The organism is Pirellulales bacterium (assembly GCA_019694435.1).
Lineage (GTDB): Bacteria > Planctomycetota > Planctomycetia > Pirellulales > JAEUIK01 > JAIBBZ01.
This window is the reverse complement of record JAIBBZ010000003.1, coordinates 198,122-220,177: the sequence shown is the minus strand read 5'-3', so window position 1 is coordinate 220,177 and position 22,056 is coordinate 198,122. Positions and strand designations below refer to the sequence as shown.

Genomic DNA, 22,056 nt, shown 5'->3' with positions numbered 1-22,056 from the left:
CATGCAAGTGCTCAATCGGCATTGGTCGGGCGAGATCGACCGCCGCGCGGTGGCCGAATTCGGCGTTTCCGGGCTCGTGCTCATGGAGAACGCCGGACGCGGCGTGGTCGACCGGCTCGAGCCGCGACTGCTCTCCCAGCCGGCGGAGCCCGTGGTGGTTTGTTGCGGCCGCGGCAACAACGGCGGCGACGGGCTGGTGATCGCCCGGCACCTCGATCTGCGAGGCTGGCCGGTCGAAGTGCTCTTGTTTGCCGAGCCAGCGCAGCTATCGCCCGACGCGGCGGCCAATTGGGCGATCGTCCAGCGTGCCGGCATCCAGGCGGCCGTGCTCGGGAAGGGGTTCGAAATGTCCGGGGTGGCCGAACGTCTGGCCCGGGCGAGCTGGATTGTCGATTCTTTGCTGGGCACCGGCGCGCGTGGCGAACCGCGTGCGCCGGCGGGGGAGGCCATTGCCGCGATAAATGCGGCTGGCCGGCCCGTCGTGGCGGTCGATCTGCCCAGTGGACTGGATTGCGACGCCGGCTTCGTCTCGCCGCGGACGATCCGCGCGCAACTGACGTGCACGTTCGTGGCGCTGAAGCCGGCGCTCGTTGCGCCCGGTGCCGCGGATTTCACCGGCGAGATTGCCGTGCTCGATATCGGCGCGCCCCGACGGTTGCTCGAAACAATCTTCGCCGAGGCCGAAGCAGCGGCGCAAGCGGGCGCACCGCAGCGCTAGCCGTGTTTACGGCAGCGCGGGACCGCCGCTGGGGTCGGTCTCCCGCTGCTGCGGCGAAAGTGAGCGCAGCATCTCTTCAATCCGCGCTAGCCGGGCTTCGAGCTCGGTCACCCGGCGTTGCAGCGCCGCCATATCAGCCGGAGCTTGTTCCGGCATCGATGGCTCGGGCAGGGTTTCTTGCATCGCTCCGGCCGGCGCGCTTGCTGCCGGGCGCTCGATCTCGACGAGCTGGATCTGCGAGCGCTGCATGGCGCCGTCGTAGTAATACTCGATCGTTTGGGGCTTGCTGAGATCGGCGGCTTGAACCAGCGCGCTCAGCGTGGCCGGGCCATCGACCACCTGGCCGCCCAGCGCGACGATCACCGAGTCGACGCGAATGCCCGCGCGCGCGGCGGGCGAATCGGCGACGACTTCGGTCACGTGCGCGCCGGCTTCGACAGGTGCCCGCAGAGCATCTCGGGCCTCGGGCGAAAGCGGTTTGGCGCGGATGCCCAGCCACGGCCGCCGCGCGGTACTGGGCGCGGTGCCCGCCTGCTCATCGGGGATCTGCCCGAACTGTTCGAAGCGGCGTTCGCCGGGCGGCGGGCGCTTGCCGAGCGTGAGCATCTTGATGAGTTTTTCGTTGCCGCGCACCAGCGCGACCTCGAGCTTCTGACCGGCGCTCGATGCGCCGATGATTTTTGCCAGGTCGGTCATGTCGCGAACGGTCTGGCCCCCCATCGCCGTGATCAAGTCTTTGACGGCGATGCCGGCCAGCGCAGCGGGCCCCGAGGGGACAATTTCGAGCACCCGGACGCCTTGGCCTTGTTCGTTCCGATCGTCGGCGATCAGGCCCAGGTAGCCGGGCTCGGCGTTGGCGGCGGGGGCCTGCGCCAGCAACGGGCCGGCTGGCGCGGTCAGGTAAACGACGAGGCAAAGACGACCGAGCAGACGCGGATGCATGGCGCGGTACTCCATCGGCACAGGGACAAGGCCGGCTCCATTATACGCGTGCTGGCACGCGGCATGTCGCGCGCAGACCCGGCATGGCATTTTGCAGTATGTTGACGCCTATCATGCTGCGATTCGACGACACGCTGGCGATCGACCGCGTTCCGCCCTCGAGGCAACTGGACGCCCTCGGCCGGCTGTTCGACGGGCTGAATTCGGCCGCACGTTCCGCGCAGGTCCAGGCCATCCTGGATTATGTCGCCGCCGGGCGGGGAAGCCTGGCTGGCTTGTTCGAGGCCCGGCAGGACGGCGCCACGCAAGGCGTTGTCTTGGCCATGTTGCAGCCCGGCAGGACGGCCGTGCTCTGGCCGCCGCGCGCCGAACCGGGCCTCGAAGCGCAGCTCGACACCCAGATCCGCGACGACCTGCTCCGTGTGGCGACGGCGTTCATGGCCCAGGGACGCTGCCGAATTGCACAGGCGCAGCTCGACGCCGAGCCCGGCGAGGACGATTTGTTTCTCCGCCGTGCGGGTTACCAGTGGCTGGCCGACTTGCTGTACATGATGGTTGGGGAGTCTGGGTTGCCCCTGTGGCCGCCTACCTCGACGCTCGTGTTCGAGCCCTATTCGGCCACGAATCATGCGCGGCTGGCACGGCTCATCGAGCGCACGTACGAAGACACACTCGACTGTCCACAGTTGAACGGCGTGCGCGATCTGAGCGATGTCTTGGCTGGCTACCGGGCCACGGGCCAGTTCACGCCAAAATGGTGGCTGCTCGTGCGCGAGGGCAGCCAGGACGTCGGTTGCCTGCTCTGTGCCGATCATCCCTCGCAACAGGCCCTGGAGCTGGTCTACATGGGATTGGTGCCCGAGGCCCGTGGCCGCGGCTGGGGGAAGCAGGTGGTGGAGCATTGCCTGTGGCTGGCCCGTGAGGCTTCGCGCCGACAGGTGCTCGTTGCCGTCGATACGGCCAATCTCCCGGCGACCAGGGTGTATGGCGAGGCTGGCTTCACGGTTTGGGATCGGCGCAGTACTTACTTGCGCATCTTTCCTGAATGAACCAGTCCGATTTTTGCCGCCGCTCGAAAATCTTTTGCCCGGGGCGGCGGTGCGACGCCGTTCCCGACGAATCGTCGCTAGTTGTTGTTCTCAATAGGTTTAGTTTCGGTCTTCCAACCGGGCTGCAGGTTCGTGCTGGATTTGGACGACACGTTTTCCACGCGGCGAGTCGGTGTCGAGGATCGCCGATTCCGAACACGATCCTCATCGTATCGCCCTGGAATTGCCTCGGTTCGGGCACGTCCAAGCGCGGCGTTGCTCGAGGGTGGTCAGACGTCTTTTGACAAGGTAGCTAGCAGGTCTACAATCGCCGCTCCGGGTGACAGTCAATCGCATCGCCGCTGGGGGCCATCGGGTCGCGGCTGTGGTGCCGGGTCTTTCTAGGATGGTCCGCCCCCGCGGCCTTGCGCTGTGGGCGGCTACGCGTTCGCCGTCGAATCAGTAGGGTTTTCGGGCGCTCGCGCTGCGCGCTGGAGCAGACAGGACGTGAGTTTCAACGATAAGGATATCGTCTCGGCGCTTGTGGCCGCATTGTCGGCTCATCTGGGCGCCCAGCGGTACACCGCCTGGTTCGGACGCAACGTCGAATTCCAATTTGACGGTAGCGCCCTCAAAGTGCTCACGCCGGACGCGTTCTACGTCGATTGGCTGCGGACCAACTATCGCGAATTGATCGCCGAGATTTGTCAGCAGATCGGGTTGGCAGACGTAGCGGTGCAGTTCGCGCTTTGCGAAGTTGTGAAGCCGCCGGCAGCCGAAGAGTGCGCCCAGCCGCTCACCGTCGTGACACCGCCGGCAGACGCCGACGAAAGCGCCTCGGGCACGGCCGTGCTCGAACCACCGAAGGCGCGCGCCGAAGCGAACTCGGGACGTCGCCGCTTTGCCCAGTTCGCCACGTTCGTCGTCGGCGAGTCGAACCGCGTGGGCTACACCGCGGCGCAGATCGTGGCCCGCGAACCCGGGCGTGTTACGCCCTTGGTGTTGTACGGCCCACCGGGCACCGGCAAGACACATCTGCTCGAGGCGCTCTGGTCGGAATTGCGGATCAGCCGCCCGCAGGCGCACTTGATCTACCAGCGGGCTGAGCAGTTCACCAGCCAGTTTGTCGAGGCCTTGCGCGGTTCGGGCATGCCGGCGTTTCGCCGCAAATATCGGCACGCCCAGTTGTTGATCCTCGACGACCTGCAGTTCTTCAGCAACAAGCGGGCCACGCTCGACGAGTTGCTCTACACGATCGACCAGCTTCAAGACAGCGGCGGACAAGTGGTGCTGGCGGCGGACCGCTCGCCGAGCGAGTTGACGTGCCTGGGACCCGAGCTGGCGAGCCGGCTGCAGGGCAGCATGGTCTGCCGGATCGATCCGGCGGACGAAGCCACGCGTCGAGCCATCATGCGGCGGGTGGCCGATCGGCAGGGGCTCGAGTTGGGCGACGAAGTCGAGGCCTTTATCGCAGCCCGGCTGCGCGGCGATGGCCGCGAGCTGATCGGCGCGATCCACCGGCTGCGGGTCGAAGTCGAGGCCACGGGCCGCGCGATCGACGTCGAGATGGCCCGTACGACGCTGGCCGAATTGTTCGTGGCCGCGCAGCGCCCGGTGCAACTCCCCGAGATCGAGCAGGCGATTTGCGAGGTGTGCGGCGTGCGTCCGGCCGACTTGCAGTCGAGCAGCCGCGCGAAAGAGGCCACTTATCCAAGAATGCTGGCCATGTACCTGGCTCGCAAGCTCACGACGGCCGCTTTCAGCGAGATTGGGGCCTATTTTGGCCAGCGCAAACACACCACCGTGATCTCGGCGACCAACAAGGTGGCGCTGTGGCGCGAGACCAACGAAATCGTACGGCTCGGCGGCGCCTCGCTGCCAGTCGATGAACTCGTGCGCAGGGTCGAAGCGCGGCTCCGGGCCGGCTAGAATGCGGTCGCCGCGCGCGGGACCGTCTGCGCATCGGCGTATTTCGATCGTCGATTGATTGCATCGAGCCGAGACACTCAGGAGCCATGCGATGGATACCAAGGCGGCGCTGCGCACCGCGATTGATCAGGGCGAATTCATTGTCCAGGGGTACTTGGGCGATTTGACCGATGCCGACCTCTTGGTCCGCGCCGCGCCGGGCACGAACCACATCGCCTGGCAGTTGGGCCATTTGATCGTCGCCGAAAACATGATGGTCGACGGGGCCTACCCGGGCTCGATGCCCAAGCTGCCCCCAGGGTTCGTCGAACAGCACAGCAAAGAGACGGCCGGCTCCGACGACGCGCAGAAATTCTGCAAGAAGAGCGAGTATCTGAGCCTGATGCAGGCCCAGCGGGCCGGCACACTCAAGGCGTTGGCTGCAACCAGCGATGCCGACTTCGACAAGCCGGCGCCCGAGGCGTTTCGCAGCTTCTTGTCGTCGATCGGGGCGCTGTTCGCGATGCAGGGCACGCACTGGGTGATGCACGCCGGCCAATGGGCCATCATCCGCCGCAAGTTGGGCAAGCCGCCCTTGTTCTAAAGGGCGGACCGGCGCGCACGTCGGCACCGAGTGCCCGCTGGCCAAATCCATCGCGGGGCAATCGATGGACGCACAATCGACAGTCACAACACCTGTACCGCAGTCGTCGCAGCGGCGGCGGCCACGGCGCTGGCTTGCCAGGCACGCGTGGTGGTTCGCCCCGCTCGTGTTGCTGGCCGCGATGGTGCTCGTCTTATGGATTCAATTGCTCCGCATCGATGCGCAATACCGGGCCGTCTTGGTACGGTTGCATGCCGCCGGCATGCCAACGAATGGCGCCGAGTTGAACGATTTCTATCGCCGGCCGCCCGCCGAGCAAGACGCAACACAGGCCTGGCTGGCGGCATTGGGGGCGGCGAAAACGGCCGACCGTAGCTTGAGTCCCGCTTTGCAGCGGTTGTTGGCGCAGACGGCGGATCCTGACTCCCCGCCGGACCCACCGCCGGCCGATGCTCTGGGCGAGCCGCCGGTGACCGAGGCCGACCTGCGCGCTATCCTGCAACCCGCGCTCGATGCGGCCTATGCGGCCCAAGACCACGGGACACAGGTCCGCTATCCGGTGGACTATCGGGAAGCGTTCAATTCAATGTCGCAACAGACACTCACGTTCATTTCTGCTCGAGACTTGGAGCGGATGTTGAACGCTGACGCGAATTTGCAGGCCGATGCCGGTGACCTGGACGGCGCGATTCGTGCCATTGCGTGTGGCTGGGCCCTTTCCCAGACTTTTCGACATGAGGCGACCGAGATCGGGCAACTTGTGCACGTTGGGATGGCTTCGATGGTGCAAGCGACCGCTTTGCGCTTGATCAATCATCACCCGCTGTCAACCGACGCGCTGAATCGGCTTGCTGATAAGTTTGGTGACGCCGCCTGGAACGAGAGTCTCGTTCATGGTTGGCAAGGCGAGGTCGCCTACATGCTTGATTCGATCGATGTGGCACCGTTCGCGGGTCAAGAGTTCGAGCTGGCGCGGCCTTTGGCTCCCATCTATCGGCTGTGCATGGCAACCTACCTGGAGCGGACCATTCATGTGGCCCAACGTCCTTGGCCCGAGCTGCTCGCTTGCGGCAAGGCGGTCGACGAAGAGTTCGAGCGTCGCCACGACCGGATGTTTCCGCCCGCCAGGATTGTTCACGAGCCCTGTGTGTCCGGGGTCTGGGTTTTTTCGAACCATGCCGCCCGAATGGCGCAGGGCTTTGCCCGAACCGAAGGTTTGCTTGCGGCAATCGCTGCACGGCAGTGGATCGACGAGCACGGCACGCCGCCGGAATCGCTCGAACAGTTGGTGCCGGCGTTCCTGGCCGAGGTGCCGGTCGATCCGTTCACCGGTACGCCGCTGCGGCTGAAGGTGACCGACGCGGAATGGATCGTCTATAGCATCAGCGCCGATGGCCGTGACGACGGAGGTCGTGCGGAGCGGTTGAACGGGGAATTGTTGCCGCGCGACATTCCGACTGTATTGAAGCTTGCGCCGGCGCCATAGACCCGGCGCAGCGGTCGTGCGGGCGGATATCATGGACGATGTGGGATGAAATGCATTGTCGGGGCTGGCCTGGACCCGTGGTGGCGGGCCGCCCATCGATTCGGCGGGCAAATCGATGGAAGCACAATCGACGGCCACAACACCTGTACCGCAGGCGCCGCAGAGGCGACCGCTGCGGCGTTGGCTTGCCCGGCACGCGTGGTGGTTCGCGCCGCTCGTGTTGATCGCGGGCCTGATGCTCGTTTTCTGGGTCCAACTGCGGAGGATCGACGCCCGGTACCAGGCGGCCTTGGCGCGGCTGCGCACGGCCGGTGTGCCGACTAATGGCGCGGAGCTCAACGCATTCGACGCTCAAAGGCCGGTCGATCCTGAGGCCACGGCGGCCTGGCTGGCGGCGATCGACGCCTGGCGAGCGGCCGGCTTTACACCCGCGCAGGAACAATTGCTCAGTGAGCTCGCCTTCCCGCAGGAGAAGCCAGCCGTCGAGGAGGCGAGCCCGACAGGCGATCCGCCGTTGAACATGGCCGATTTGCGATCTGCGATGCAGCCGGTGCTCAATGCCGTGCGTGCCGCGCAGGCGCAGGGGACCGCCGTGCGCTACCCGAGAGACTATCGGCAAGGCATCAGCACCACGTTGTCCTTCATTCAGTCCTTGCGGCGCCTGGCCCCCGTCTTGCTGGCGGAAGCGGGCCTGCAGGCAGATGCCGGAAACATCGACGGCGCGATTGCGGCGGTCCTGGCCACGTTGCAACTGTCGAGCACCCTGCAGCAGGAGAGGACCGTCGTGGCTCAGTTCGTTCGCCATGCGATCGTCGCGCAAGCGCGGCACTCGACGCTCGCGCTTCTGGCAAACCACTCGCTGTCATCACCCCAGCTACGGGAGCTTACCCGGGCGTATGCCGATATCGATTTCGACGACGCCCTGGCCTGCGCCATCCGGGGAGAAATGGGGCTAAGTCTCGATTCGAGTGTGCTGCGCAGTGTCGGCGGCCCGAGAGCGTACTTGTTCGAACGGCTGTCATTGCCCGGGAAACTTTGCCTCGCCGAGCATTTCGAGCAAGTCCTGCAAGCGGAGAAACATCCCTGGCCGCGGCGATTGCTGGCCGTCGAACAACTCGTCGAGGTATTCGACGTGCGGCACGACAAGATGCCGGCGATCACCAGGATGTCGCATATGCACTGCTATCTGGCGCCCCAGATGGCCATTTACACGACTGCCTTTGCTCGTGCGACGGCCGAACGCGACGGCTTGTTCGTCGTCCTGGCCGCTTGCGAGTGGATGAACGAGCACGGCGGCGCTATGCCCGAATCGCTCGAGGAACTCGCTCCGGAGTACCTGTCGGAGGTGCCGAGCGACCCGTACACCGGCGCGCCGCTACGGCTCAAGGCGACCGACGAAGAATGGACCGTTTATAGCGTCGGCGAAAACGGCCGCGACGATGGCGGTAGCGCGCAGGGAGACGCAAGCAACAGGATGCTCGACATTCCCACGACGCTACGGTTCGTTCCGGCCCAGCCGACGGACGCGCAACCGTAAGTTCCCGATCAGACAAACCGCGTCACGCCCGGCATAGCGACCGGGGCCACGGGCAGATCGCCCCACTCGTACTTGGCCGGCGACAGGTCTTCCTGTGAATTCATCGCTTGTTCCCAGGTGATCGTCTGGCCGGTGTAGGTGGCCATCCGGCCCAGGATAGCCAGCATCGTCGAGTAGCTCATGTAGTGGCCGTCGTTGCGCGGATTGCCCGAGCGGATCGAGGCGAACAGCTCGTCGTGCTCGACCTGGTACATGTTGGGCTTTTCGCCGCGGTAGCGCCACTTGGTCTCGCCGCGGATCTCGTGCTTCATCACGTCGCAGGTGCCCTTGGTGCCCATCAGGTAGTCGTTCACGTCGCTCGAGCAGCCGTTCTGCTGCCGGGTGAAGGCGAACAACTTGACGTCGTTTGGATATTCGTAGACCACGGCATGGTGGTCGAAGATGTGGCCGTATTCGCTGCCGGTGCGCACCTGGCGCCCGCCGAGGCCCGTCGCCCGCAGCGGCGGCTGGTCTTTCATGGTCCAGGCGGCCTTGTCGAGGCTGTGCACGTGCTGCTCGACGTTGTGATCGCCCGAGAGCCAGGTGAAGTAGAGCCAGTTGCGGATCTGCCACTCCATGTCGCTCCAGCCCTCTTTGCGCGGGTGCATCCACAACCCGCCCACGTTGTAGTTGACCTGCATTGCGACGATGTCGCCCAGGGCGCCGTCGTGCACGCGGGCAAACGTCTCGCGCATGCCCGAGTCATAGCGCCAGCACAGGCCCGAGACGAGCGAGAGATTCTTCTTCTTGGCTTCTTCGACTGTGGCCAACACGCTGCGCACGCCGGGCCCGTCGACGGCGACCGGTTTTTCGGCGAACACGTGCTTACCCGCGGCGACCGCGGCCGCGAGATGCTGCGGACGAAAATGCGGCGGCGTGGCCAGCACGACGACGTCGACGCCGGAGTCGATCACCTGTTGATAGGCGTCGAAACCCACGAAGCAGCGTTCGGGTGAGACATCGACCTTGGCGGCAGCCTCTTTGCGGATGTTGGCCAGGCTGCTTTCGAGCCGGTCGGAGAACGTGTCACCCATCGCCCAGAGCTTGACGTTTTGGTCGGCGGCCAGAGCGTTGGCCGCGGCACCGGTGCCGCGCCCGCCGCAGCCGATCAGCCCTATCTTGAGCACGTCGCTGCTCGCGGCATGCGCCCCGCCCGGAAACGCGACGCGGCTGGCCAGCGCGGTAGTCGCCGCGGTGACGGCCGTGTGCTTGAGGAACGTGCGGCGCGAGGGCAGGGGGCTGGCGTCGGATAGCGGGCGATCCATGGTGCTCTCCCAGAGGATCGAAAGGCGTGGCGGGGGGGGACGGAAACCGTCGGGCCCTTAGCATAGCAGAAGCCGCGCAAAACTGCCCCGCCGCGGCCGACCGCCCCCCGGGGAGAGCTCATTTCACCTTGCGCATCTGCCGCAGGAAATCGGCCTCGAGCGTGCTCAAATCGCCGAACGCCTCGACGAAATCGGCCACGCGAGTCTCCGGGGCGTCGCGGACCAGTTGAGCCTTGGCCGCCAGTTTGCGCAGGTAGCCCTGGTACGCCTCGCGGCGCTGGCGCATGAGAAAGTACGTCAGGGCCCAGGCCTCGGCATACGCATCGGCCGCCGTGCCCGTGTCGCGCAACCTCGTGTCGTCCTGGATGAGCGTGCGCAGGCTGTCGGCGGCGCGCTGCGGCAGGAACCGGCGGAACTGGTCGAGCCGGGGTCGATTCACCTCGCCCATCGTGCGCCAGCCCGAGCTGCTTTCCAGGTCGGGCGACTCGAAGTAAACGGCCAGCCCTTCGCTGGCCCACAGGGGCACGTCGGCATATCGGGTCTGCAGCCCCGTGTTGAAGGCGATCTGGTGCGTCGCTTCGTGGATCACGGTTGCCACGGTCCATTGAGCCTCACCGCGGCGCAATGCCGCGTTAATGGCGGACAGCCCCGCGCGGCGCGCCTGCGCCGGCGGCAGTCCGGCCACGCCGGTCAAGTCGCACATCGTCACACGGTTGGTCCGCAAGCTGTAGTAACCGATGATCTTGCCCGCCGCATCGCCCAGCTCAGGTTTTGCAAACTGCTCGTACGCCTGGCGGTCTCGGAACACGATCGCCACGAGCGGAAACTCGGGCTCGTTCAGCTTGAACCCTTGGCGCGACCAGTAGTTGGTGAAGGCCAGGTACAATCGCTCGAGCAGGCTTCCGCACCAGTTGGCATACGGCGCCGACGTGTCGTGGCAGACGACGTAATGAGCCGTGCGATGCACCTCGAAACCGGGAGGCAACTCGGCCAGGACGCGCTCGCCCTGGACCTCGGGCGTCAGCGGTTTGAACGCCTCTTCATCGCTGCGCTGGTCGATCAGGTCGTCCTTGGAAATGGCCCACAGTACACCGTCGGCGGTTTGTAGCAGTGTTTCGCCGTCGGCCGCGGTGGTCAGCACTCGGCCGACCAGATGCACCTCGTCGCCATGAAAGCGAAAGTGCACGTAGTCGAGCGCCGCGGCGCTTTGCGCAGCGAGCAGGAGCAACGAGGCGATGCAAAGCGCGCGCTTCATGTCCAGGGCGGCATCCTCGGCAGAACTCGATCGAACGGCGATCTTTCAACCGTAGCACGAGCCGCCGGAGAGAGCGATACGAATCAGGCCGCCTGGCGCAACCAGCGCGCCACGAGTCGCCCGATGAGCAGCGCCAACCCGGCGCAGCCGACGATGATGGCCAGGCAAATCCCGGCCACCTCGTCTTCGTTCCCCGCATGCAGCAGGCCGAAGATGCGCACTGGCAAGGTGGCGACGCCCGGCGGCGCGACGAGAATGGTCGCAGGCAATTCTCCGGCGGCCAGCGCAAACACGACCAGCCCGATCGCCGCGAACAGCCCACGGCGCTGGCCCACAGCCACGGTCCACAGCGTCCGCCAGTTGCTTGCACCGTCGGCCGCGGCGCTTTCCAACGGCGCGCGCGGCAAGCTCCCCAGCGCGTGCCAGCCGAGCGCCAGGGCCAGCGGCAACGTGCGGGCAAACTGCACCACGACCGGCGCCAGGACGGTGTGGTCGTAGCACCAGGTGATCCAGGGCAGCTCGGGCCGATTGCAGACATGCATCACGACCAGCCCCACGACGGGCCCCGGCAGCCCGATCAACAGCGCGATCAACAGCGCGGCGAACAGCCGTGCCCACGGGCGGCGCCGGGCCGCGTCGGCCAGCAGGATCGCGACGGGTAGAGTGCACAAGGTCGCAACCAGCGCGATGCGCAGCGTATCGCCGAGTTCGCGGCGATAGCGCCAGGGGCTCGTGGCGACGATCGCCAGGCACTTGGCGAGCGACCAATGGCGCTCGATGCCGGTGGCGCTGCGGTCGATCACCACGCCCGCCTTGATGCACAGGCTCAAGAGCGGCACGCCAATGACCAGGCCTGCGCCCGCGGCCACGAGCAAGGTCAACAGCCCGGGCGGTACGCCGAGCGGCAAGGCGGCGAGCCGCTGCTGCGGTGGCTGTAGCGCGGCCGCCGTGCTGCTCACCGCCCAGAGTGCCGCGACGAGAATGAAGCAGCCGACGATCAAGGCACCGTTGAGCGCGCGCAAGGGCACGGCGCTGGGCTCGACGTTCAATTCAACGTAGACGACCTCGGCGAAAGTGCGGATCTGGAAGAAATCGGTCACCGTCATCTCGGCCAGGACCTGCACCGCGACGGTCAAGCCGGCCAGCAAGGCCGCGGTCCAGGTGCGGCGCAGCGTCACGCGCCACAACGTCTGCCCCGCGGTGGCGTCGAGCAGTGCCTGTTCTTCCAACTCCGGCTCCGACAGCCGCAGCGCCGCCCCGACGATCAGGACGACCCAGGGGACCGCGGCCATCGCATGGACAAGCACTGCGCCGTGCCAACCGGCGAGCAACGGCGCCCGACCGCTGCCCAACGAATACCAACCCCAGGGGCCGAAACCCGACTGCCAGGCGGCCGCCTGCACCACCAGGGGCACGAGCACCGGCGCGACCAGGACGCCGGCCAACAGCGACCGACCGGGCAGCCGGGTTCGCGCCAGGAGTACGGCCAGGCTCGTGCCGATCGGCAACGCCACGAGGACGACCAGCGCCGCGAGCAAGAAAGACTGGGCCAGCAGGCCGGTGGCCTGCCGATCGAGCATCACGGCCAGCCCGGCACAGAGGCCGGCCAACAGCCAGGCGCCGACAAGTTTTGCAGGGGTACGCAACAGCATACAGGGCAGTTTACGTACCGCTACCAGCCTCGTGATAGCAGCCGCGGTCAGGCACTTGGCCGGATGCAACGAAAACGGCCTTTCGCAGCGGGGCCGCGACGGCTAACATCGGCCTCCTTTTCCCGGCGCCCCCTTCGCGCGCCAAGGATCGCCGTCTTCTCTCAGCGGGTCTCTGCATGACGACTACGGCATGCCGAACGTTGGTTTGCCTGGTACTGGTGATGAGCCTGGTGGGCTGTGCCAAGCTACGCGCGCCCTGGACCAAATCGGCCAAGCAAGACGTCAAGTCGCGGGCCGACGTCTACGCCAGTCGCCAAGAGGAGCTTGCGCAACTGGCAGACCAGGCTGGAAAGCTGACGTCGGCCGAGCAGGATCGGATCGCGGCCGAGCTGCAGCAAGAACTTTCGAACGAAGCAAACCCGGTGATGCGCGACGCGATCGTGCGGACCCTTGGCGCGATGAAATCGCCGGGCTCGCTCGCGGCGCTCAAGCACGCCATGGGCGACACCGACAAGTATGTCCGCGCCCGCGTGTGCGAATCGCTAGGCCGCCGCCGCGACGCTGAAGCCGCGGCGGCGCTCTCAGAGATTATCTCGACCGACAGCGAGAGCCACGTCCGGTTGGCCGCCGCACGGGCCCTCGGTCGCATCGACGATCCTCAGTCCGTACAAGGCCTGGGAGTGGCCCTGCAAGACGGCGATCCGGCGCTGCAGCATCGGGCGATGGAATCGCTGCGTGCGGTGACCCATCGCGATTTCGGCAACGACGTCGGAGCGTGGCGCGAGTTTGTCCAAGGGGGCAACCCGGCCGAGCCGCAACCCACCATCGCCGAGCGCCTGCGCTCGATCTTCTAGGCGTCCGCGTCCTTCTTGCGCCGGAAAACCCGGCCAGGCCGCAGGAATTGCCAATAGCCACCCCTTGGCAAGCCATTATTTCTGGCAAGCGGCGCTAATACTGCCGGGTAGCCAAACCGGCCGCGAGAAATACGGTTCGCGCGGCGATGAAGTCTTTGGATTTGACGCGCAGGGCTGACCGATATCAGTGCTACGACGTCAACGCGCGCCGGAGGCGTCGGTAGGCCAGCACACCCCCCCACCCAATCGGCGCACCCCTGACCTCCCCCCAAAGTTGCTCGAGGAGCCGCGTGGGCAATCGCGGCTCCTGGGGCCAAGCACTTTTGCGTTGTAGGTGCCTGGCATGCGTTGCACCAAGATCTTGGTGTTGAGTGCCCTGTTGTCATGTGCAATGTGCCCTTGCGCCGCACGCCGAGTGCGAGCGGGCGAAACGAGCGCGCTTGCGCTGCCGAAATTGACCTTTCATGCGCCGCAGATTGACCATCTGCCGCCGGTCGATCCCCTTGCCGTCGAGAAGTTGCCCGATTTCGAAGTGACGACTCGCGATAGCGACTGGGACGACGTGGTCGCCGACGAGTTCACGCCTGCCGAAGAGCCGCTGGTGCCGTTGCCGGCGATCGACGAGGACGGCTCGATCGAGGAACCGGCCCGAGACGCGGCCGACGAGACCGCGCCCGAGACGCCCGGCGCAGAGCAACAGCGGGTCGTCGATCCGCCGTCGCTGGCCGACGAGGTCGAGACTCCGAAGCCGACCGAGCCCTTGGCGCCGCTGCGCGACCGGCTGCGTCGCGTACTGAAGCACTATTACGGCAGGCCGCTCGATAGCCGGTTGCACAATCCCTGGGAAGTGATGCACGGCATCATCGCCTTCGGCTGCGACTCGCAATTGATCGCCCACGGCACCGACGGCCGAGTCAACGCCATCGCCTATGCCTGCTGGAACGGCGACTGCGCGGGCGACCGGCTGCTGTACATCAACAACGGGCGCGTCGATGCCCGGCAGGGGCCGCGCGTGCAGGGGCATTTCGGCCAGTTTCTGGCGATCTTGGCGCAGTCGCGCGTGCCGCTGAGCTATCCGCTGCAAGTCAACCAGCAGACCTTCCAGTTGAGCGACCTGCTCGAGACGGAAAAACTGGGCTGCCGAACGCACACCGAACTGACGTTCAAGCTGATCGCCATCTCGCACTACTGCGACACCGACACGACTTGGAAGAGCGATATCGGCGAAGACTGGTCGGTGCCCAAGCTGCTTCGCGAGGAGATTGCCGCGCCCATCCGCGGCGCGCCTTGCGGCGGCACGCACCGGCTGACCGGCATTACCTACGCCTATCAAAAACGCCAGCGCGAAGGCCGCCCGATCGACGGGCAATACGAGCGTGCCCGCCAATACATCAGCGACTACATCCGCTACGCCCGCAGCCTGCAAAATCCCGACGGCAGCTTCAGCACCGAATGGTTCGCGCGGCGCGGCGACCGGCCCGACGTCGAACGCAAGCTGCAGACGACGGGCCACATCTTCGAATGGTATGTCCTGGCGATCGACGAGGCCCAGATTCGCGAACCGCGGACGCTGCAGACCGTCGAGTTCTTGGTGAGGACTCTCGAGGAGCAGCCGACCAAGAGCTGGGCGATCGGACCGCTCGGCCACGCCTTGCATGCCTTGACGATGTTCGACCGCCGGGCGTTTGGTTCCTGGTCACCCATCGAAGGGCAGCCGGCCAGCGAGCTGGTGCGCACGGGCGGTCGTCCCGAGACTTCCGGTTCGGGCGGCGATTGAACGGCCGCCGATCGAATTCGCACCGCGGGAGGCGCCGAGGGTTTGCCCCACCCGATTTTCTAGGGCGCGGCGTCGGTGTGCTCTTCGCCGGGCGCGGCGTCCGATACCACGTCCTGTCCGAAGGTGTAGAACAGCCAATCCAAATCGCTGCCTCCGACAAGCCGATCGACGGCACCGTCGGCGAACACGGTTTCCGCCGGTAGCAGCGTGTCGTAGAGCAAGGCCGCGATTCGATCCTGGTAGTCGCTGCCATCGGACCAAACGCCCTGGGCGCCACCAAGGTAACCGAAGAGATCGTCGCCGAAATTGAATCGATCGGCGACTAGCAGGTCCTGCCCCGAGCCGCCGTCGAGGGTGTCGGCGCCGCGGTAGCCGAACAGCACGTCGGTTCCTTCTTCGCCAAACAGGCGGTCGCCCAGGTCGCTGCCCTGCGTGCCACCGACGATCAGGTCGTTGCCCAAGCCGCCGTAGAGCGAGTCGCCTCGGCTGCCGCCGTAAAGCGCGTCGTCGCCAGCTCCGCCATACAGCTCGACAGTGCGCGAGGTGACGAACTCGGCATCGAGCACGTCCAGACTGCCGTAGCCGTAGGCCTTGATGCGACCGTTCACGCCGGTCACGGTTTCAGTCGCGTAGTCGAGCACGGAGTTTTCAAACTGGGTAAACACCGTCACGCTCGTACCGGATCCGATGAAGTACACGCCGTCGAAGCCTGATGTGCCGCCCCACAGCAGATCGGTGTTCGACCCGTTGAACCGGGTGACGAATTTTTCGACCGTCACGCCGGTGCTGGCCACGGCGCCGGTGCTGCCGTCGTCATCGGTCGCACGGACCATAATTGTTCGGGGGCCGTCCGTCGGGTAGGAATGGGACACGGTCGTGCCGCTGGCGCCACTGACGGTCTGGTCCCACACGCCGTTGCTGTCCCAGTCGATTTCCCAGGTGAATCCGGCTGCCTGATCGGCCGGCGCAGGATCGCTGGCCGACAGCGTGTAGACGACGGTTTCGCCGCGGAATTGTGCCGCAATCGCCGCGGCGATCGCGGCCGTCGGCGCGACGCTCGTGGCATGGACCAGGGTTTGGGCCAAGGCTTCGCCGTCGGGACCGCTGGCCTTGGCTCGGATCAGGAAGTCGCCCTGATCGGTCGGCAGATAACTGACCGACGCGCCTGCCGCGTCGTCGTACTGGCCATCGTTGTCGAAGTCCCAGGTGACCGTATCGACCAATCCCCCCAGCGTCGCCACGAGCGTGACGGCAGTGCCTTCGGACGTCGTGTAGAGCGGGGGGACGGCGATCTCTGGCGGTTGCGGTTCGGTCACTTGCAGACGCTGGTTGCGCGCGACATGGGTCAACACCTGGACCAGTCCGCTGGGCCAGATGATCTCGACCTTGTCGATGGTGCCGGTACCCTCGCCAAGTCCGAAGTGCACCTGGTCGGGATTCTGCGAGGCGAAGTTGCTGCTGGCGCTCATCTCGCGGTAATAGGTGGGGCCGCCCAGCTGGGGCGTGACGGCGACGCGAGCGCCAATGCCTTGCCGGTTCGACGTCACGCCGTTCAATTCCAGGCTTAGCCAGCTCTTGGCGTTGCCGCCGTCGTTGCGATAGAGCACGGGTGCCGTAAACGAGTTGACAATGAACATGTCTTCGTCGCCGTCGTTGTCGTAGTCGAACGCGATCACGCCGCGCCCGGCGTCCGAGTCGACGATGCCGGCCCGGGTGCTGACGTCGAAATAGGTGTTGTGGTTGCGCTGGTACAATACCGTCTGGTCGCTCCCGAGATTGACCGCGGCTTGCGAACCGTTGGTCACCGCCACGTCGAGTTCGCCGTCGTTGTCGTAATCGAGGAACGTCGTCCCCCAGGCCCAGCCCGCGTCGGCCAGGTGCTGCGAGGCGGTCACGTCGAGGAATTGGCGTTTACCGAGGTTTTCGAACAGGCGATTGCCCGTGACGAGAATGGCGACGTTTCCGGTGCGGGGGTATACGCCGGAGACAAACAGGTCGAAGCGGCCATCGTTGTTGTAGTCGCCGATCGCCAGGCCCATGTCCGAATCGCCCCGGCCGGTCCCGCTCGCGTCGGTGCCGTCGGTGAAGGTGCCGTCGCCGTTGTTCCAGAACAACCGGCTGAGCCCCGTGTCGATGGTGACGAACAAGTCCGGATAGCGGTCGCCGTCGAGGTCGGCAAATCGCGCCGTGTACGGCAGGAAGGGATGGTCGGGATCCCAGAAGGGCAAATCGGGCGACCGGGTGTCGATGTCGATCCCGGACGCCACGGTCACGTCTTCGAAATAGCCTGGTTGGGCTGCCCCGCGATTGTGCAACAGGCGCGTGTACAGCGGGCCGGCGGCCACCTGCAGGCTGACGACGAAGATGTCGAGGTAGCCGTCGAGGTCGTAATCGCCGACGGCGACGCTGATGCCGAAGCGCGCGAGCGGCCCCGGCACGTTGACTCCGCGCGGCACGCCTTCTTCGGCGAAATGGCCCGTGCCGTCGTTGATGTAGAGTTTGAACTGCAGGGAGAAGAACGTGAGGATCACAAGGTCGAGGTCGCCATCGTTGTCGACGTCGAGCCAACTGGCCGAAGAGTCTTGCGTGGCCGAGGTCGTGGGAAACGCCTGGTCCGTCACATCGGCAAAGGTTCCATCGCCCAGGTTGCGGTACAGCTTGTCGCCGTAGTACGGGCGCGTGACGAACAAATCGACCCAACCATCGCCGTCGTAGTCGCCCGCTGCTCCCGAGGCAGACATGTTGATGATCGACGAAAACGCATCATAGGGCGGCGGAAGCTGCGCGAGGTTCAAGCCCGCGGCTTGCGTGACGTTCGTAAAGGTCGGCCCCAGATATTCCTGGACCTTCAAGGTCGTATTGCGGGCCACGTTGGTCAGCGTTTGGACTGCGCCGCTGGGCCAGGCGACCGTGACCGACGCGAGCGGCGCCGTGCCGGGCCCGAGTCCGAGCAGCAACGAAGGCTCGCTGGTCGACAGATAGTTGCTACCGCCGGACAACACCGTGACAAAGCTGGGGCCGCCGGCCACCGGGGTCACGGTGACCCGGGCCCCCAGGCCCAGCGTGTCCGAGGCCGTGGCTTGCAAGTTGAGCCGCAGCCAACTGCCCACGCGGTTGCCGCCGTCGTTGCGCACGAGTGTCGGCAGCCCTCCGTAATTGACGAACACCAGGTCACGGTCGCCGTCGCGGTCGAAGTCCAGCGTGGCCAGGCCTTTGGACAGCGTTCCGGTCGGTAGCCCCAGCGCCGCGGAAACTTCGGTGAACGATGCGCCCCCGTTGTTGCGGAAGAGGCGGACGGCATCACCGGCGAACGCTCCCGCGCCCTCGGCGTGATCGCCGGCGGTGATGATCAAATCGGGATCGCCGTCGTTGTCGTAGTCCCAAGCGTCTGCGGCCCAGGCGCGGCCCGCGTTGCGGACGCCCGCCGCGCTGGTCGCGTCGGTAAACAGCCGATTGCCGGCGTTGAGCAGCAGGCGGTTGCCGTCCCAACCGTCGGCCGGCGAATACGCGGCTGTGATGAACACGTCCAGCCAGCCGTCGCCATTGAAATCGGCGATCGCCGAGCCGGCGGCGCGGGCCACGCTGCTCAGCCCGGCCGCGACAGTACCGTCGGCGAAGGTGCCGTCGTGATTGTTCCAGAACAGCTTCGACTCGCCGTAGTCGCCGATCACCAACAGGTCCTGCCAGCCATCGTGATCGAGATCGCTGAAGCGCGCGCTACGCGCGAACTCACCCGGTTCGGCCGTACCGGTCACGCCGTCCAGGGCGACTCCCGCGGCCGAGGTGACGTCGACAAAGTGGCCGGGCTGCATGACGCCCAGATTGCGCAGCAGTCGCGAGCGCGTCGGCACCTGGCCCGGATTCTGCACGGCATCGTCGATGCGCCACTCGGTAACGTAGAGGTCGAGGTAGCCGTCGCGGTCGTAATCGCCCCAGGCCGCGCTTTGCCCGTAAACGGTCGCGCCGTCGAGGGCCGCGCCGCGCGTCAGGGCCTCTTCGGTGAACGTGCCATGGTTCTGGACGAACAGGTGGAACCGAGCGTTGCCGATCCCGGTCACATACAGGTCGAGGTCGCCGTCGTTGTCGATATCGCCAAACGCAGCGCCATTGGACGATGCCGGCAACAGCGCCGCCAGGCCGGTTGCCGAGGTGACGTCGGCAAAGGTGCTATTGCCCAGGTTTCGATACAGCACGGCCGGACCGTCGGCGCGCGTCAGCAGGAGGTCCGGCAGACCGTCGCCATCGTAATCGCCCGTCGCGACGCCACCGGTGTGCGCCGCTTGCAGGTACGGTGCCGTAACCGTGGCCGGCTCGCTGCGCTGCGGCGTATCGAGGCCGCTGCCCGCGCTGATGTTGGTGAACAGTTGAGGCGACACGACGACGACGTCGCCGGTCAGATGTAGTTCGAGATCGGCGCCGCCGGCCAGCCCGGCCAACACGATCGTCGTGTCGACAGGGACGGTCACGACCCACTGGCCATTGATCAGGCGCAGCGACGCATCGCCAGCCGAGGCATTCGACACGGGTGGCAGGGCCGCCAGATCGATCGAGCCGGCCTGGCCGTCAAGGTCGTAGTCGAGCACGCTGCCGGCGGCAAACTGCAGATCGAAGCCGGCCGCCGAGGCGTTGCCTTCGGCGTCGAGCGCGACGTTACCGAGCAGTTGAAACTGCAGGCCCCGCGCGGCCGCGGTGAAACTGACCGGCAACCCCACGGGCAGTTGCCAGGCATAGTTCGCGGGCGTGCCGAGCGGGCTGAAGGCCCCGGCCTGTCCAGCGACGCTGATGCTGCCGGCCAGGAGTTCGACGGAGCTGTTCGACAGGTCGGCCACGACCGAGCCGGACAATGCGGTCTGGCCAGACGCGCCGCCTTGCGCTTCGAGCGGCGTGCTGGTGCCTTGGGTCAAGGTCGCGGCAACCACCAAGGAGCTGGCCGCCGATTGCACCGCCAGCGTTGTGCCGTCGACCTCGGGAAATGCGACCGGCGCGGCGGCGTGCGCGCCGCTGAAATACTGCGTGGCCAGCGCATAGACCGAATTGCCGACCTGCGACCCGATGATGCGGCCCGTGAAATCGTCGGCCGGGATATGGATGCCACCGTAGATGCGCGAGATGCCCGCTTCGTCCGAGGCATCGTAGTACGACGCCCACTGCAACGTCACCGGTTGCGAAGGGCCCGTCTCGAATGACAAGAAGTCCGTGTTCATGTGATACTCGAACAGCCCGCCCGGGAAATACGGGCTGCCGGTAAAGTCGGTCATGATTTCGGCGCCGCTGCGACTGTACGTGCTGTGGCCCGACACGTAGCCTGCAAACGGCGGCGTCACGAAAGTTGGCCGCTGATAGGGGAGCCAATCGGCGGCGAGGATCCAGCCGACGCCGGCCGGAGGGGCATCGGGGTCGTCGGGCGGACCTTGATAGGTGTGGATTGCGATCTCGCCTTCGTGTCCCGCGAGCTGGGCATGCCGTTCACCGGGCTGCGTCGTGTCCGAGGTGATCACCTCGACCAGTCCCGGTTCCAGGGGGATGCCGTCGGGGTTGTACGAGGGCTGCTGCGGATCGCTCGACTGGCCCAGCCCGGCCAGGTAGCGAATCATCGTGATCGGTCGGGTACTGTCGTAGACGCGCTTGAGCCCCCAGGCGCTGACTGCGGCATCGTGCATCCCGGCGTTGAGGCTGAAATACAGCTTCACGTCCCATTCGAGATCGTCGACCGGGGCGCCGACGCCGCCGATCCGCTTGTCGGCCGGAGCGAGCGTGTCGGTAACGTCGTTGGCGATGACGTTCCAATGCCCGGGTGGAGTCTCCGACTGGGGGCCGTCGGCCCAAAATTCGGCCAGGACGCGCCCGTAGTCGCCCAGCTTGACCACGTTCGGCGCATACGGCTGACCCGTGACCGGGTTGAGCCCGTAGCCCGTACCGTCGTTGGTGCCCAGGGTGTTGTTGTGAAAGACGCCGGGGGAGATATCGATCGTCGTCGAGAACGACGGATCGAGAATGCTTGCGGCGCGGATGACGTCGAGGGCCTCGGCCTTGTATTGCGCCGCGGACGGCGTGTTCAACTGAGGCGGCGGGCCCGGATCGATGAACTGTCCGCGCTCGAATGAGAAAGGAATCACGTCCTTCCATTGCGAGCCGACGAACTTCTGCGTCGAGGCTCCGACGACGATGCCGTTTTGCAGAACCAGCTCCTCGAACGCCAGCGGCTGCCAGCGATTCGGGTCGACGACCTCCGTGCCCGACACCAGCACGCCGAGCGCCGGGTTGACGGGCGTGTACGTCGGATCGGCATAGTTGTTCGCCTGCAGCGAACCGTCGTTCATGCCGAATTCGATGATCGTTTGCGCAATGCGGTTTCCGAGCGCGGCCGGCGACGTGCCCAGCGTCGAGGTGTAGGCCGGGTCGTAGCCGAGTTCGACCATTTTCGCGTCGAACGAGGCGACGGACGTGGCGCCGCCATTGGCGTTGGTATACCGGTTTTTCAAGACGCGGTAGGCCGCGTAGCTAATGGCTTCTTCCCGAGCGCCTGCGACGTCCGGCGAAGTGTATTTCTCGAAATTCAGGTAGCCCGTCGCGTTTGCGTCGTACGCCGCCCAGGCGTCGTACATAGCGGCCGAAGTGTGAAACAAGTTGCGGGCATGCACCGGCGGCCGCGGCGTGTCGCGGCGAATCGCCGCGAGCAGCAGCTCGTCCCACTGCCGAGCCACCGATTCGCCATTCAGCAGGACGCGATCTTCCAGTGGCTGGACGCCGAGACTTCCCCAGCGGCGACGCAGCAGGCCCTTGCGACGCACGGCCCCTCGCGCGTAGGTCCCCATCAGGATGTCCTAACTTGAATTGGACCCGAACCGGCCCGGGGAATGCGCGGCAACAAACCAAAGCGCGGCACATGCCCGGGCAAGGGCACTCCGCGATCCAGTTGGCGGCCACGCGAAGTCCGCATTCCTTAGCGTGACTTCCGGTCGATCCCCCCACTAGGATCGAACCGAAACTA

Annotated in this window: 13 protein-coding genes; 8 read left to right on the top strand and 5 right to left on the bottom strand. The window is 66.0% G+C overall.

The window, feature by feature from the left end:
• Position 1 precedes the first annotated feature (1 nt).
• Positions 2 to 718 carry an NAD(P)H-hydrate epimerase gene (locus tag K1X74_04645; GenBank protein ID MBX7165616.1) on the top strand — a complete coding sequence of 239 codons (717 nt, stop codon included), beginning with the start codon at positions 2 to 4 and terminating at the stop codon, positions 716 to 718.
• A 6-nt stretch (positions 719 to 724) separates the two neighbouring features.
• Here the strand turns inward: K1X74_04645 and K1X74_04640 are convergent, their stop codons facing one another.
• Positions 725 to 1,660: a PDZ domain-containing protein gene (locus K1X74_04640; GenBank protein ID MBX7165615.1), complete on the bottom strand. Its 936-nt coding sequence runs from the start codon at positions 1,658 to 1,660 to the stop codon at positions 725 to 727.
• A gap of 98 nt (positions 1,661 to 1,758) precedes the next feature.
• Between K1X74_04640 and K1X74_04635 the strand changes: the two genes are divergently transcribed.
• From K1X74_04635 to K1X74_04615, 5 genes are all read left to right on the top strand, one after another.
• Positions 1,759 to 2,709, top strand: coding sequence for a GNAT family N-acetyltransferase (locus tag K1X74_04635; GenBank protein ID MBX7165614.1), 951 nt, complete (start codon positions 1,759 to 1,761; stop codon positions 2,707 to 2,709).
• A 486-nt stretch (positions 2,710 to 3,195) separates the two neighbouring features.
• On the top strand, positions 3,196 to 4,617 hold the full coding sequence (gene dnaA / locus K1X74_04630; GenBank protein MBX7165613.1) for a chromosomal replication initiator protein DnaA: 1,422 nt from the start codon (positions 3,196 to 3,198) through the stop codon (positions 4,615 to 4,617).
• Between the two features lie 91 nt (positions 4,618 to 4,708).
• On the top strand, positions 4,709 to 5,200 hold the full coding sequence (locus K1X74_04625; GenBank protein ID MBX7165612.1) for a DinB family protein: 492 nt from the start codon (positions 4,709 to 4,711) through the stop codon (positions 5,198 to 5,200).
• A 64-nt stretch (positions 5,201 to 5,264) separates the two neighbouring features.
• Positions 5,265 to 6,686 carry a hypothetical protein gene (locus K1X74_04620; GenBank protein ID MBX7165611.1) on the top strand — a complete coding sequence of 474 codons (1,422 nt, stop codon included), beginning with the start codon at positions 5,265 to 5,267 and terminating at the stop codon, positions 6,684 to 6,686.
• Between the two features lie 115 nt (positions 6,687 to 6,801).
• Entirely contained in the window at positions 6,802 to 8,223 is a 1,422-nt protein-coding gene (locus K1X74_04615) for a hypothetical protein (protein MBX7165610.1), read from the top strand.
• 8 nt (positions 8,224 to 8,231) lie between these two features.
• On the opposite strand, the gene K1X74_04610 is transcribed toward K1X74_04615, so the two are convergent.
• The 3 genes from K1X74_04610 to K1X74_04600 form a co-directional block, all read right to left on the bottom strand.
• The gene (locus K1X74_04610; GenBank protein ID MBX7165609.1) at positions 8,232 to 9,527 is read right to left on the bottom strand and encodes a Gfo/Idh/MocA family oxidoreductase; all 1,296 of its coding nucleotides are present in this window, start codon (positions 9,525 to 9,527) and stop codon (positions 8,232 to 8,234) included.
• A gap of 118 nt (positions 9,528 to 9,645) precedes the next feature.
• The gene (locus K1X74_04605; GenBank protein ID MBX7165608.1) at positions 9,646 to 10,782 is read right to left on the bottom strand and encodes a DUF1570 domain-containing protein; all 1,137 of its coding nucleotides are present in this window, start codon (positions 10,780 to 10,782) and stop codon (positions 9,646 to 9,648) included.
• 83 nt (positions 10,783 to 10,865) lie between these two features.
• The gene (locus K1X74_04600; GenBank protein ID MBX7165607.1) at positions 10,866 to 12,434 is read right to left on the bottom strand and encodes an ABC transporter permease subunit; all 1,569 of its coding nucleotides are present in this window, start codon (positions 12,432 to 12,434) and stop codon (positions 10,866 to 10,868) included.
• A 176-nt stretch (positions 12,435 to 12,610) separates the two neighbouring features.
• Between K1X74_04600 and K1X74_04595 the strand changes: the two genes are divergently transcribed.
• Positions 12,611 to 13,288 (top strand): HEAT repeat domain-containing protein, encoded by a 678-nt coding sequence (locus tag K1X74_04595; protein MBX7165606.1) that lies wholly within the window; start codon positions 12,611 to 12,613, stop codon positions 13,286 to 13,288.
• A 343-nt stretch (positions 13,289 to 13,631) separates the two neighbouring features.
• Positions 13,632 to 15,065: a hypothetical protein gene (locus tag K1X74_04590; protein MBX7165605.1), complete on the top strand. Its 1,434-nt coding sequence runs from the start codon at positions 13,632 to 13,634 to the stop codon at positions 15,063 to 15,065.
• A gap of 59 nt (positions 15,066 to 15,124) precedes the next feature.
• Here the strand turns inward: K1X74_04590 and K1X74_04585 are convergent, their stop codons facing one another.
• Entirely contained in the window at positions 15,125 to 21,880 is a 6,756-nt protein-coding gene (locus K1X74_04585) for an FG-GAP-like repeat-containing protein (protein ID MBX7165604.1), read from the bottom strand.
• Between the last annotated feature and the right edge of the window lie 176 nt (positions 21,881 to 22,056).

Excerpts from the sequence above, each read along its gene's own strand:
- K1X74_04620 (MBX7165611.1), top strand. The coding sequence starts at position 5,265 with ATGGACGCACAATCGACAGTCACAACACCTGTACCGCAGTCGTCGCAG.
- K1X74_04590 (MBX7165605.1), top strand. The coding sequence starts at position 13,632 with ATGCGTTGCACCAAGATCTTGGTGTTGAGTGCCCTGTTGTCATGTGCA.
- K1X74_04585 (MBX7165604.1), bottom strand. The coding sequence starts at position 21,880 with ATGGGGACCTACGCGCGAGGGGCCGTGCGTCGCAAGGGCCTGCTGCGT.
- K1X74_04595 (MBX7165606.1), top strand. The coding sequence starts at position 12,611 with ATGACGACTACGGCATGCCGAACGTTGGTTTGCCTGGTACTGGTGATG.
- K1X74_04645 (MBX7165616.1), top strand. The coding sequence starts at position 2 with ATGCAAGTGCTCAATCGGCATTGGTCGGGCGAGATCGACCGCCGCGCG.
- K1X74_04625 (MBX7165612.1), top strand. The coding sequence starts at position 4,709 with ATGGATACCAAGGCGGCGCTGCGCACCGCGATTGATCAGGGCGAATTC.
- K1X74_04610 (MBX7165609.1), bottom strand. The coding sequence starts at position 9,527 with ATGGATCGCCCGCTATCCGACGCCAGCCCCCTGCCCTCGCGCCGCACG.
- K1X74_04615 (MBX7165610.1), top strand. The coding sequence starts at position 6,802 with ATGGAAGCACAATCGACGGCCACAACACCTGTACCGCAGGCGCCGCAG.
- K1X74_04605 (MBX7165608.1), bottom strand. The coding sequence starts at position 10,782 with ATGAAGCGCGCGCTTTGCATCGCCTCGTTGCTCCTGCTCGCTGCGCAA.
- K1X74_04635 (MBX7165614.1), top strand. The coding sequence starts at position 1,759 with ATGTTGACGCCTATCATGCTGCGATTCGACGACACGCTGGCGATCGAC.
- K1X74_04640 (MBX7165615.1), bottom strand. The coding sequence starts at position 1,660 with ATGCATCCGCGTCTGCTCGGTCGTCTTTGCCTCGTCGTTTACCTGACC.
- K1X74_04600 (MBX7165607.1), bottom strand. The coding sequence starts at position 12,434 with ATGCTGTTGCGTACCCCTGCAAAACTTGTCGGCGCCTGGCTGTTGGCC.